The organism is Mycobacterium sp. NGS34, assembly GCF_059812845.1.
This window is the reverse complement of the sequence record NZ_JCALDM010000009.1, coordinates 155633-168254: the sequence shown is the minus strand read 5'-3', so window position 1 is coordinate 168254 and position 12622 is coordinate 155633. Positions and strand designations below refer to the sequence as shown.

The 12622-nt window shown below is 61.8% G+C and carries 9 protein-coding genes and 2 pseudogenes; 5 read left to right on the top strand and 6 right to left on the bottom strand.

Going from position 1 to position 12622, the window contains the following annotated elements; translation table 11 throughout:
• Nucleotides 1–29 precede the first annotated feature (29 nt).
• Together AC5Y7V_RS22145 and AC5Y7V_RS22140 are read right to left on the bottom strand one after the other, a co-directional pair.
• On the bottom strand, nt 30–350 hold the full coding sequence (locus AC5Y7V_RS22145) for an acyl-CoA synthetase (protein ID WP_499882158.1): 321 nt from the start codon (nt 348–350) through the stop codon (nt 30–32).
• A 71-nt stretch (nt 351–421) separates the two neighbouring features.
• Nucleotides 422–888 (bottom strand): annotated as a pseudogene (locus AC5Y7V_RS22140) (helix-turn-helix domain-containing protein); the annotation flags it as partial.
• 244 nt (nt 889–1132) lie between these two features.
• Between AC5Y7V_RS22140 and AC5Y7V_RS22135 the strand changes: the two are divergent.
• From AC5Y7V_RS22135 to AC5Y7V_RS22125, 3 genes are all read left to right on the top strand, one after another.
• Entirely contained in the window at nt 1133–2275 is a 1143-nt protein-coding gene (locus tag AC5Y7V_RS22135) for an acyl-CoA dehydrogenase family protein (RefSeq protein ID WP_499882157.1), read from the top strand.
• Between the two features lie 69 nt (nt 2276–2344).
• On the top strand, nt 2345–3574 hold the full coding sequence (locus AC5Y7V_RS22130) for a CaiB/BaiF CoA transferase family protein (protein WP_499882156.1): 1230 nt from the start codon (nt 2345–2347) through the stop codon (nt 3572–3574).
• Nucleotides 3575–4075: 501 nt separating this feature from the next.
• Nucleotides 4076–4909, top strand: a complete 834-nt coding sequence (locus tag AC5Y7V_RS22125; protein WP_499882155.1) for an acyl-CoA thioesterase — start codon at nt 4076–4078, stop codon at nt 4907–4909.
• A gap of 363 nt (nt 4910–5272) precedes the next feature.
• Here AC5Y7V_RS22125 and AC5Y7V_RS22120 read toward each other — a convergent pair whose 3' ends face one another.
• On the bottom strand, nt 5273–6226 hold the full coding sequence (locus AC5Y7V_RS22120) for an alpha/beta hydrolase (protein WP_067923768.1): 954 nt from the start codon (nt 6224–6226) through the stop codon (nt 5273–5275).
• 106 nt (nt 6227–6332) lie between these two features.
• Between AC5Y7V_RS22120 and AC5Y7V_RS22115 the strand changes: the two genes are divergently transcribed.
• Nucleotides 6333–7253, top strand: a complete 921-nt coding sequence (locus tag AC5Y7V_RS22115; protein WP_499882154.1) for a LysR family transcriptional regulator — start codon at nt 6333–6335, stop codon at nt 7251–7253.
• Nucleotides 7254–7583: 330 nt separating this feature from the next.
• Here the strand turns inward: AC5Y7V_RS22115 and AC5Y7V_RS22110 are convergent, their stop codons facing one another.
• From AC5Y7V_RS22110 to AC5Y7V_RS22100, 3 genes and pseudogenes are all read right to left on the bottom strand, one after another.
• Nucleotides 7584–9386, bottom strand: coding sequence for an IS481 family transposase (locus AC5Y7V_RS22110; protein WP_499882153.1), 1803 nt, complete (start codon nt 9384–9386; stop codon nt 7584–7586).
• Between the two features lie 106 nt (nt 9387–9492).
• Nucleotides 9493–9680, bottom strand: a pseudogene (locus AC5Y7V_RS22105) (ATP-binding protein); the annotation flags it as partial.
• Between the two features lie 455 nt (nt 9681–10135).
• Nucleotides 10136–11269 (bottom strand): spirocyclase AveC family protein, encoded by a 1134-nt coding sequence (locus AC5Y7V_RS22100; protein ID WP_499882152.1) that lies wholly within the window; start codon nt 11267–11269, stop codon nt 10136–10138.
• Between the two features lie 319 nt (nt 11270–11588).
• On the opposite strand from AC5Y7V_RS22100, the gene AC5Y7V_RS22095 reads away from it, so the two are divergent.
• Nucleotides 11589–12563 carry an IS481 family transposase gene (locus AC5Y7V_RS22095; RefSeq protein WP_499882151.1) on the top strand — a complete coding sequence of 325 codons (975 nt, stop codon included), beginning with the start codon at nt 11589–11591 and terminating at the stop codon, nt 12561–12563.
• Nucleotides 12564–12622: the final 59 nt, after the last annotated feature.

Genomic DNA, 12622 nt, shown 5'->3' with positions numbered 1-12622 from the left:
CGCGGGTGAGTTCTCGCCGCTGCCAGCCATTAGTTCGGTTCATCGCCGGCGCACGTATTCCGCCGCGCCTTACCCGGGTAGCCGAAGAATTTCTCGAAGTTCGCGTCGTTGATGGGTTGCGCGGAGTTGCGTTGAGCGGCTGCGCGTAACGCATCCAGACGCGTCTGCGCCGAATCAACCTCTTGCGGAGTGCCGAGCCGCCGGCATTGTTCAAGGTGGCGTTGGGCGGAGGCAATTTCGATTCGTAGCCGTTCACCGACCTCCACGAACGTCAGCAGGTCGTGATCGTCCTCATCCAACCTGTCGCGGTCCGTCGGCATTTGCGCCGTTCTCTTGAAGGGGTCTGTCATCGTCATCTCCGTCCCTGTACGCGCGTGTAGGGCTCATCTTATAAGCGACAGGATGGGGCTACCTCCCTCTATATAACTAAATGATTATCTGGTTTGTGGAGGTGATCGATGCCTACGGTGCAATCCGCCTTGGCCGCACACAGCGGATCCTTGGACAGTTTCCACGAATCTTGTTTGTGCGGGGCCAATCCGACGGCCCGCCACACCAGCGACACCATCGCCTGTGACAGGACCAGGTGATCGGTCATCAACCGTGTCGACCAATGCGTGGCATCCGGTGGAGTGGGTGCCAGCTTCGCGGTGATCAATGCCTCGATCTGTTCATCGCCTACCAAGCGGGCCGCCCGGCCGCGGGTCGTCGAGCAGCCCTTCGCAGCGCTTGGTGGCGAAACGGTTGCGCGACTTGGAACAATTTTCGATCCAACTCCAAGCGATCGGCGACCTCGACATTGCTGCCACCGTCGGCGCACGCCGGCACGATCCTGGCCCGCAGAGCGGGCCCGGCCGCGCTGTTGCGACGCCGGACCCGACCTTCCAACTCGGTACGTTCATCATCGGTCCACGGACCCCTCGAGACAGTTGGCGGAGAGGCACGAGCATCGCATGCCGCACGTCGGCGTGGTTTGTGATCGCGGGATGCCGAATAAGAGGGAAGAGGGACGTAGGCAAATTCGACTCTCTAGTCTAATCTGTTTAGAAACCAAAAATCTGGCCGGCGGCCATGCCGACGAACTACGCGACAGCCGCATGACGGACCGCTGACGAAGCGCAGAGGATATCGGATGAGACGTCTCATTTTCAGTGCCGAGCACGAGCAACTCCGTGCGACGACTAAGAACTTCATCGAACGTGAGGTCGCCCCTTACGCCGACGAATGGGAGATGCGGCGCATCGTTGACCGATCAGCGTTCATCGCCGCAGGCAAATACGGTCTGATCGGCTTCAATATGCCTGAGGAGTATGGCGGTGGCGGCAGCGACGACTTCCGCTTCAACGCGGTGATCAACGAGGAGCTGTCGAAGTTCGGAACCCGCGTCCCCGCTCTCACGCTTCAAAACGACGTTGTTGGCCCGTATTTCAAGTCGTTGGCGACTGATGAGCAGAAGCGCCGTTGGCTGCCGGGTATCATTAGCGGACAAACCATCGTCGCGATTGCGATGACCGAGCCGGGTGCGGGTAGCGACCTTGCCGGGATCCGCACCACCGCGGTGCGGGAGGGCGACGAATGGGTCCTGAACGGGTCGAAGACCTTCATCTCCTCGGGAATCAACGCAGATCTCGTCGTCGTCGTGACGCGAACCGATCCCTCTGCCGGCCACCGGGGGTTCTCGCTCCTTGTGGTGGAGCGTGACATGCCGGGCTTCATCCGCGGTCGCAAGCTCGACAAGCTCGGTCTGCAAACACACGACACTGCCGAATTGCATTTTGAGAACGTTCGGGTGCCGGTGGCGAATGTCTTGGGCGAAGAAGGCCGCGGGTTCTACCATCTGATGCACAACCTTCCCTCTGAGCGACTGTCGATTGCTATCTCCGCGATCGCCGGCGCCCGCGAGACCTGGCGTCAGACGCTGCAATATGCGAAGGATCGCAAAGCGTTCGGTCAGTCGATCGGCAGCTTCCAGCACAACAGATTCTTGCTGGCCGAGATGGATACCGAACTCGAAGTCTCCGAGCAGTACATCGACCGATGCCTGGCTGCCGTCGTCGAGGGCGACCTATCGGCGGTCGAGGCGGCGAAGGCCAAGTGGTGGTGCACGGAAGTTGCGAAGAAGGTCGTCGACGGCTGCGTGCAGCTTCACGGCGGCTACGGCTACATGAGGGAGTATCGGGTGACCAACGACTACGCGGACATACGCATCCAGACCATCCTCGGGGGGACGACCGAGATCATGAAGGACCTGATCGGGCGTGACCTCGGGCTTTGACTTCGCAGCAGACGACATGACGTCGCTAAACATCTGCGACCAATTGATCGAGATCAAGAGGGTGTCGATATGGATAAACCACTGGCGGGCGTACGAGTCCTGGAAATAGCGCAGTTCACCTTCGTGCCGTCGGCAGGTGCCATACTCGCCGACTGGGGTGCTGACGTCATCAAGGTGGAGAATCCGCTGACGGGCGATGCTCAGCGTCAGCTTTTCATGGCGTCGCACGGCGAGTCGTCAGAGCAATCGAGCCAGTTCACACCCCACATCGAGGCACCCAATCGAGGTAAGCGGAGTATCGGGCTGGGTCTGACATCCCCGTTGGCGCGGCCAATCTTGGAGGCGCTGCTCCGGCGCAGCGACGTCGTCCTCACCAACCACCTGCCTGTTGTCCGGTCCAAGTTGCGTATCGATGTCGATGATGTTCGGAGCATCAATCCCGACATCATCTACGTGGTGGGTAGTGGATTCGGCGGTCGTGGTCCTGGCAGGGACCGGCCGGGTTATGACTCCACCGCATTTTGGGCGAGGGGAGGAAGTGCAGACGGGGCGACGCCGTGCCTCGCCGATCGGCCGACCTATATGCCGTGCGGTGCGTATGGCGACAACATCGGCGGGCTGGCTATCGCGGGCGGCGTGGCCGCCGCGCTCTACCGGCGTCGCATGTCCGGACAACCGTCGGTGATCGATGTGTCACTGCTGGGCGTCGGGGCATGGGCGACGCAGTTCGATGTCAACATGGCGCTGATGAGCGGCGGGCACCTGCCAAAGGTGGAACTCGACACGCCCATGGCAGGCAATCCGCTGGTCGCGAGCTACCGCACGCGCGACGGCCGGTTCATTCAGTTGACAATGCTCGACCCGTTGTCTTATTGGTCGGAGTTCTGCATGTGCATGGGCAGCCCGGAAGCCGCCGCGGACAAGCGCTTTGCGACAATCGACGGTATCGCCGAGAATATCCACTCCGCATGTCGGATCGTCGCGGAGTTGATCGGCCGGTATCCCCTCGACGAATGCGAGCGACGGCTCAACGGATGTAGTGGCGCGTGGACGGTGTGGCAGGACAGCTGGGACCTCGCCAACGACGAGGACCTGGTCGCCAACGGTGGGATCATCGAAGTCGTTGACGCGCAGGGTGTTCGGCGCAAGCTGGTGGCGAATCCGGTTCAGTTCGACGTTGCGACCGTTCCGTCGAAGCGGGCGCCGCAATTCGCCGAACACACCGACGCCATCCTGCGCGAGATCGGGGTTGACGATGTCACGTTCGGCGAGCTCAAGATGGAAGGCGTCATCGCTTAAGGTGGCCGCTCGCCTCTGAGAGTTCGTTGTCGCGCTGTACTAGCCTGAGTTGGAATCTACTGATACCGCGGTCACCCCGTCACGCCCAGCATCTAGATCATCCAACTATATATCTGTCTTATGGGCAACGCGCCGACCTCGTGAAAGTATTCACTCGATCTCTGGATGCGCATGGAGGCCCGCGTACGCTTGGCGGCGACAGGCTGGGTACCACCTTTGACGCTCAAACATGTTGCCGCCATCGCGAACTGCGCTATCGGCCGCTGCAGGCGATCAGTCCCGGGTGACGCGAATTCGGAAGGGTTGGATTATCTCGTCTGCGCCGGTATACCGTAATTTTCTGCTCTGTAGTAGATTCGGGCTCCGTGAAAAGGTTGCAAGGCAAGCGGGCGGACATCTCGGAGGCGTGTTGTGACTTGTACACGCGCAGCGGGCATCGCGCACGCCACTCGGAAATCCGAGCTGCGAGAGGGCAGTTAAGTGGTCGCCACTGTCGCCTCCTTGATCGACCTGCTTGACGTCCGACTCGTCGCAAGCGATTCCTACGTAGGGATCACGCCCGACATTGGTATGCCTCGGGTCTTCGGCGGACAGGCGGCAGGTCAGGCGCTATTGGCAGCGGCCAAGACCGTCGAGGAAAAACGTGTCCCGCACTCTGTTCAGACCCACTTCCTCTTCACGGGGCTAATCGGGCCGCCGATTGAATTTCACGTCGAGCGGTTGCGCGACTCCGGCTCGCTGTCCAACCGGCGGGTTGTAGCCGAGCAGCAGGGTCGACAGCTGCTTTCCCTGCAGGCCGCGTTCCACGCTCCAGAAAATGGACCAGAGCATCAACTGGCTGCCGAGGCTGTCGACGGTCCTCCGTCGGCCGGCGCGGGCCTGCGTCCATTTCCCGAGGACTGGCCGGAATTCTATCGACGATGGTCATCTCTGGAAGTCGACTGGTACCCGGATTCGCACGTGCGCGGACCTCTCACGACAACCGGCCGGGGCACGCTGTCGCGCCAATGGGTGCGGACATCGGCACCCTTCGACGCTCCCCAAGCGGTCCACAGTGCCATCGCCACATGTGTCGCTGACCTGACATTGTTGATGAGCGCCTTTACGCCCCACCAAATCAAGCCCCATCGCGATATCAAGACGTTCACCCTCGATCATTGTCTATGGTTTCATCGCCCCTTCCGCATTGATGAGTGGCTGCTCCTCGAGCAGGTGTCGCCCAGTGCCTCGGAAGGCAGGGCGTTCTGTATGGGCCGGCTCTTCGGTGGGCGGCAATCACGTGGCCTCTGTGACCCAGGTGGGTCTGGTTCGAGAGTGGTAACTCATGACTTTTAGTTCTTGCCAAGATAATTGGAGGAGCCACAGATAATAGTCGACGCAGCCGAAACAGCGAATGCAAAGACCTCCGAAGACGCCGACGGGACCGGCTACGGCGCATCCGACGCGGCGATCGACGACGCTCCTATCCGAGGATGCTCGTGCTTGAGGGATCGCTCCTAGATCCGGACGCACCCGCCATCGTCGCAGTCGGCCCGACGGACGCCGTACCACGGGCAAGGCCGAACTGCTCGATATGGCGGGCGCGGCGTGCGATTCCTCGATGCGCAAGAAGGTCCCGCGGGAGGACTCTGTTTGTATCCGCGCTTTCTTCCAGCAGCACACTTACGTCGGCCGGCGGTCGGCGGCATGAGCAGATCGTCAAGTCACCGTCGGAACCCACGCGGCGATGCGATCCCACAGCTCGTAACGGTGGCTGGCGAAGTTGTGGCAGTGACCTGACTTCGGCACGAGGTGCAGTGTCACGTCAGCAGAGCCCGTATAGTTGGCAGGTTCGGCGTACGAATTGGGCGACACGTCAATCGCTGCGCCGAATCCTAGGAACACTGGAACATTCACCTGTGGCGCGTAGCGCTCGACGAATCCCGGCGTGGCGACCTCGGCGCCCGCGCGCACCGGCACCCGACTTTGCGCGGCGGTGTCGGCGTCGATCACCTGCTGTGGTACCTCTCCGGCATAGAACAGGCCCTCAAGATATGACCGCGGAACGGTCATGTGGCTGTCCTGCGGACTGGCACCCGAGAGCTGGCAAGCCAGCGACATTGATTGCTGGACCCGGCTTTCGAGATCGGCGGCATCTGTTGTTTCTTGGTAAATGTTGGTGACTTGTACCCCGTACCCGAGCAACACCACCGCGTCGTAGATACCGGTGTTGGCCTGCACCATCGTGGTCAGGCATGCGCCCATTGAGTGGCCTACACCGACCAGAGGGCCGGCCAGCGGCGAAACGCCGTCGATGAGATCGCCATTGCGCAGGCCTTCACGGACCTGCCGGGCCACCTCCGCGTCGCCGGCAGCCAGCAACTCCAGCCCTAGCTGGCCGGATGCGATTGGGTCAGTGCTCTCGCCGACGGCGAGGTGGTCCAGGGCGAGGACGATATAGCCAGCGGCGGCCAGGTGCTCTCCGAAGCTGTAGCCGGGGTGCCCGTCAATCTGCATGTGCCAATAGCGCTTGTCGTAGAGCCCGCCGGCCAGACACAAGAGCGCCGCGACCGCACCAGCCGGCCGCGGCGGCAGGAAGGCCCATGCCGTCTGGGTCAGCCGCTCACCGGTCTCGATACTGGCCGTCACTTCGAACGTCAATGGCGTTGGCATGGCACAAATTGTTCAAACCGCAGCCACCGATGTCCAGTGCGTTTTGTGCATCCCAACGTTGCGTAAACCGCAGCGCGCGACGAGTGTCGAGTGTCAAACTGGCGCCATGGAACTGCGCCACCTGCGTTGTTTTGTCGCGGTCGCTGAAGAGCGGCACTTCGGCCGGGCAGCCCAGCGTTTGCATCTGACCCCGGCACCGGTCAGCCGCGCCGTGCGGGCGCTGGAGACCGAACTCGGGGTGGACTTGTTCATTCGCGAACACCATGACGTGCGCCTGACGGCCGCGGGTTTAGCGCTTTGCGAACGAGCTGCTGAAGTCGTGCGTCATGCTGACTCGCTGGGCGACTACGCGCGATCGTTAGGGTATGAAGCGCTCGCGATAACGGTTGGCGCATTTCATCTTTCGCCACCGACGGTCTTAGACCGCACGGTGGATGCGCTGCGCGACCTAACAACGTCGAATGTCGAGGTTCAACTCGTTGAACCGGACCAGCTGCCGCGCCGGCTTGCGGCCGGCACGCTGGATTTCGCATTGGTGAACCCGACGTCCGACTGCGCCGGGCTGCCGTACCAGCAGGTGGCCGTTTTCGACTACGTGCTCGTCATGCGCGGCGACGACCCGCTCGCCGCGCGTGACCACATCGACTGGGGGGACCTCGCCCGACGTGAAGTGACACTGCCGCCCGATACGCCGTTCCCCTCGGTGCTCAACAACCTGCACGACTTCATGGTCTGCCACAGCGTGACACGGTTCGACCGCATTGACAGCCTCGACGTGGCCGCGATGGCAAGCCGGATCCGCACTCATCGCACCGTGATTCCGTCGCTGAGCCTAGAGGCCGGCGGGCCGTGGCGGGTATTCGACGACCCAGCGTTCGCGGTGCGCCCGTTCGGCGAACCACCGCCGCCCTACGTCCTTTCGCTGGCGTGGAGCCCCCGCGCCCCGCAGCGGTGGGGCATCGATCCAGGGGACATCCTTGCCGCGATCGCCGGCCGCAATCCCGCATATAACCACGCAGACAGGTAGGCGGGTCTCTCGCCTTCCGAACCAGACTGTGAGTGCGCCGCTCCCAGACCCCGGAAGGACCCGACGAGCTAATCCCGGATCAGGACTCGACATACCTAGGCCTTCGCCCTGACATGAGCCGCTTCGCTCCTTCGTTGCACTGACCATTACGGTGCTGCACCCGAACGGATTCACCACCGAACTGATCGAACCCTGCGAACAATTCTGCTGCCACGCCTTATCCCGCACCGCGCGGGCGTTCGCTTGTCCATGTGCGGTTTCAGGACTTGCTTGACACTTGTGCTTCAGGACATTCTTGACGGATTCGGTCTGCGTATCTGTCTGTAGCGGCTAGATGCTATGGCGGCGAGGGTAAGCCTTGAAGATGGCGATGTCGGTGTCGGGATTTCTTGCGTGGGTGCAGATCTCGTTGCCGTCGATGAAGACGCGAAAGACGGTGTCCTCAATGGCGATAGCGACCGTTTGCCCTTGGTAGCTGCGTCCGACGCGTAGCCGTTGGCCGGCGACGGTGACCGTCCCATTGGCTGCCACGCGTCGCATGGCACGGTGCGGGGGCGCTGGCGGCGGCAAGGGCTCAGAGGTGGGCCGTGCTCCACGGAGAGCCGCACGCTGATCCGCCGGCAGCGGCGCGGGCAGCGTCTTGACCAATCTGCCGTTGGCCACCACGTGCATCAGAGTGCCCTCAAAGCGCACGGTGACGCGCTGGCCGACCAACATCGACTCCAACAGCACTTTGTGGCCGCCGAGCCCGATGCAGCCGTCGCGGGAGACGGTGCGCGAGACTTCGATCACCGCGCTGGTCGTCAGCATGTCGACGGTGACGGCGCCGCGCGCTGGCTCTGGTCCCGCTATGCGTGCACCGCGCCGTAGTAGATCCCGCAGGTCGTGTTCGGACAGCCGTGACGGTCGCGTGCGTATCACCGCACTGTCGAGCACGATGTGGATGCTGCGGTCACTGGCCCACACCGTGACCTCGCGTCGGGCCAGCGCAGCGGTGAACTTGAACTGCTGATCACCCGGCAGCAGGAGGCGCGCTCGTGGCGTCAGTACGGTCTCCCACTCGACGGCGTGAATGGAGCCGCCAAGCGAGAGTTCTGCCGCCGGCACGAGGGGTTGCTTGGGACGCGGCGGAACGATGACTTCGACGACGTCGGGAACCAGCGGGTCGGTAACCACCGGCATCGGAGGGACCACGTCGATGGGCGCTGGGCGAAACACCGTCGCCGGCATCGCCATCCCCAACGACTGGTGCGGGCGACTGTAGTTGTAGCCGTGCACCCAGGCATCGATCGCCTCCTGGGCCGCCTCGATGCTCGCAAACGGGCCAGCGGCATCCAGCAGCTCGCGGCGCAGCGTCTTATGGAAACGTTCGATCTTGCCAGTCGTCGTCGGCGAGCGGGGTTTGGTCAACCGCGTGGTGATGCCGTTCTCCCGGCAAATCCGTTCGAACAGCACCTCGGCCGGATACGGCTTGGTGAACCGTCCCGTGAACTGTTTACCGTTGTCTGTCAACACTTCTGACGGCACACCGTAGGCGGCCATGGCTGCGGTGAAGGCTGCGCACACTGCGCGTGCTCCAGGTTCAGCGACGACGGTAGTCATCACGACAAACCGGGCATGGTCGTCGATGCCGGTGACCAACTTGCACTCACGGCCATCGGCCAAAAACACCCCGCCCATTATGTCGATCTGCCACAGCTGCATCGGGGCATCCCGCTGCCAGCGCCGGTACTTGCGTTTGTGGTTCTGCTGCTGGGCGGCCACCAGGCAATGTCGAACCAGAATCCGATACACGCTCGACCGCGACGGTGGCGCTTCCACACCGCGCAGTGTCAGTTCGTGGGCGATGCGTTGAGCGCCCCAGCGTGGATAGGTTCGCCGCAATTCGCAAACCATCGCCACCACCGTCGGCGGAAGCTCGTTCGGCGACGTCAACGGCCGACGCGATCGATCGGCCAGGCCCGGCAAGCCCAGGGCCTCGTAGCGGACGACCCATGAGTGCACGGACTGCCGCGATGCACCAAACTCCCGTGCCACCTGGCTCTTGGAAACGCCGTCGAGTACCTGAAGGACCGCGCGATACCTGTGCTCCGTCACCCAATCGGCCGAACCGCCGGCAGTCTCATCACTCACAGAACGAGCATCAAACCAGACCGTCAACCATCTGCTGAACCCGTCAAGGATGTCTAGAACCCTTGTCGTCCAACATGTCTTGAACCTTTACATTGACATTCGCTAGTCAGTAGGACTCGGTGCCGGTCTCAATGATGTTGCTGGCGAACGTCAAACGGTCCACGATCGCCGCGCACAGCCGCAGATCGGCGAAGGTCTTGGTCCAGCTCGAGAAGGAGTTGTGCTCGCGATGGCGACGTTGGCGGTTTACTCGCGCTCGGTGAGAACCTGGAAAGGCATCTCCGTAGCGCGACGACCGTGGCGGCCCACCTCCAGGGCCGCCCGCGTGTCGGTTCCGGTCGAAAATTGAGCAGGTAGTTCCGGTCGAAAAGTGAGCACCCTTCAACGATTGGAGACTCAACCCCGTAAACCTGCTCACTTTTCCACCGGAAGAAACTGCGCAGGATTCGACCGGAGCCGACACCGCGCCAAGCCACGGTCAACTCGTCGGCGACCCGGTCAGGTCGACAGCTTCGAGCGCCGCATGATCGCGGAAGTGGTCGGCCGCTTAGTCAGCCCAGGTAACCGGGACGCCAGGCGCCGAGCACTGCCTCGAGCTCGTCTCCGGCAGGATGTTTATCAACCGACGACGTAGGAGCCGTTGACCGATTCGTTGTTGTTTGCATAGAAGCAATCCTGGACTCGTCCGCGAGGTCCTATTCCCCTTCGATGACTGCCCAAGGGCTGGAGTAGCCCTCTACCCGATGGCGCTATCGGCCTAGGTAGAGATCGACCCACGTGCTGCCGTCGCCAGGAATGTCGTTCGGCGAACCTGGCTGACCGCCGGTCGGTATCGGCCGCCCATGCGCCGGGTCCGGGCAGAGATAAGGCGTTCCCTGACCGCACATCCCATTTCTCAGATGGGAGGGGTACATCTCCCAGTTGTCGTTATCGTTTTGCAGGCCAATCCAAATGAACACGATGTTGTAGGCGAAGTACCCGATGTTGGTCACGGCGGCGACGGCCAGGATCTGCAGGGCGGCCTTGGTCTTGCTGGATACATTGAGCCGCTCCACGCCCCGCTCGACCACCGACTGACCGCGATCATCGCGGTAGAACCGCAGCACCATCAACGGCGCCCAGCCAAGGGCGCCCCACACGATCGGTTCGTAAAGAGGGAACTGATGGGTCGTGCCCTTCAACAGCGTCAACCAGCCGACGGTGTCTGGATATGCAATGACGTGCAAACTGGTGAGGGCCACCTCGTTGAGATCCATGACTGCCATGAAGGCAATCGACCACGCAATAACGCCCAGCTTGCCTGTCTGTGGCCACCGCCTCATCACAAATTTGCGCAGGAACGCGCACCCGATCATGCACAGCGCAGCGCTCCAGATGAAGCCGACCCCGATGAGGATGGTGGGCTCGGGCATGAGGTTGCCACGCGGGGACACCCACCCGGGCATGTCGGTTGTCCACGAGCCAAAGTTCACCATCAACGACGAGTATGAGAACTGCGGCAGGATGTAGTTGAGGATCGGATCCCATTGGATTAGCAGCAGATAGGCGATGATAAGGATGGCGTCAAACGTCAAGCGCCTTTCGCGAATACACTGACGTCCTACGTAAACCAGGGTGCCGACGACCGTGATCACCGTGAACACCTGGAACGCAATGCAGAATCTAAGGTCCTTACCCAGGTCGGGGTTGTGGTCACCGATCGGTGTCGGCGTCGCGCGCCCCCCCAGGATCCAGCTCGCCGCGACATAGATGGCCAGGCCGACAAACGCCGCACCGACTGTCGCCCACACAATGATCGGGGGGATGGTGCGGACCTGCGGCGCCCTCTTCGTCTTGGCGGCAACAGACCACCCACGCGACGGTTCAACTTCGACCGCAGCCATGCAACGCCTCCTTGCGTTATCGCGCATAAACGTCCGAGAGTTAGAATCTACCATTTACTAGAAACTTATCAATAGCGCCGGTGAGCGCGCGTACCGTCGGCGCGGCGCCGAGTCTGTCTGTCGTCCTTGTCTCAGGCGAGCCAAAATCGAGTGCGCGAGAGCTGCTGCCCTAGGCGAGATTTGAGGTGCCTAATACGCGTTCAGGGTGGTCTTGTTCGAGAAGTACTGCTGCAGAGCACGATTGGCGTCTTCGTTGCTGCGCTAGCTCTAAAACTGACTGAGGTTGTTGACAGTCTGAGCTCCTGATGGAAGGAGCTGCATGGCTGACCGTGTTTGGAGTGAGAGGGATCTGATCAGACGGGCGAACCGGCGCCTGGCGGTAATACAGCACGCTGACGAGGTCAGCGGGAACGTGGCGGCTACTTGCCGCTATTACGGCATCAGCCGCAATGTCTTTTACCGGTGGAAGCGTCGGTACGAGGACGAAGGTCTCGATGGACTCAAGGATCGATCTAGTGCGCCGCTGTTGTGTCCGACGATCACTCATCCCGACGTTGTCGAGAAGATCATCCACTTGCGTCAGCACTACCACTTCGGGCCAATGAAGATCCGCATGTACCTCAAGCGCTACCACGACGTGGATATCAGCGCGTCTGGGGTGTGGCGAATCCTCAAGCGGCTCGGGATGAATCGACTGCCAGCCTCACAGCGCTATAAGCGCCACACCGGGCGGTGGAAGCGCTACGAGAAGCAGCGTCCAGGCCATTATGTGCAAATCGATGTCAAGTTCATCGAGCCGATCACCACCGGAGCGGGCCGCCGCAAGCGTTACTACCAATACACCGCAATCGACGACTGCACCCGGCTGCGCCTACTTCGCGCCTACCCCCGATCAGACCAGAAGACTGCGATCCAGTTCCTCGACTACGTCCTCTCACGACTGCCTTTCCAGGTCGAGAAGATCCAGACTGACAACGGCGCCGAATTCCAATCCAGCTTCCATTGGCACGTGCTTGACCAGGGCATCGGCCATATCTACATCCGCCCGGGCACACCCCGGCTGAATGGCAAGGTGGAGCGTTCACACCGCATCGACGCCGAGGAGTTCTACCGACTACTCGACGGTGTCGTCGAGGACGACGCCGGCCTGTTTAACCAAAAACTCAAAGAGTGGGAGGACTACTACAACTACCACCGACCCCACGGAGGGCTTGGAGGCCAAACCCCGTACGAAAGACTGCTACAAAAGACCAAGGCTCAGCCTGTCACCGGCCACCGTCAGTCACACAGCTAGCCGAGCGTGAGCAACTATCATGGCCGATGTCGCCGGCTTAGCGCCTCACGCGGCAACGC

Bases quoted from the DNA above. Each gene is read 5' to 3' on its own strand.
- AC5Y7V_RS22130 (WP_499882156.1), top strand. From the start codon at position 2,345: ATGGATAAACCACTGGCGGGCGTACGAGTCCTGGAAATAGCGCAGTTC.
- AC5Y7V_RS22135 (WP_499882157.1), top strand. From the start codon at position 1,133: ATGAGACGTCTCATTTTCAGTGCCGAGCACGAGCAACTCCGTGCGACG.
- AC5Y7V_RS22145 (WP_499882158.1), bottom strand. From the start codon at position 350: ATGACAGACCCCTTCAAGAGAACGGCGCAAATGCCGACGGACCGCGAC.
- AC5Y7V_RS22115 (WP_499882154.1), top strand. From the start codon at position 6,333: ATGGAACTGCGCCACCTGCGTTGTTTTGTCGCGGTCGCTGAAGAGCGG.
- AC5Y7V_RS22100 (WP_499882152.1), bottom strand. From the start codon at position 11,269: ATGGCTGCGGTCGAAGTTGAACCGTCGCGTGGGTGGTCTGTTGCCGCC.
- AC5Y7V_RS22120 (WP_067923768.1), bottom strand. From the start codon at position 6,226: ATGCCAACGCCATTGACGTTCGAAGTGACGGCCAGTATCGAGACCGGT.
- AC5Y7V_RS22095 (WP_499882151.1), top strand. From the start codon at position 11,589: ATGGCTGACCGTGTTTGGAGTGAGAGGGATCTGATCAGACGGGCGAAC.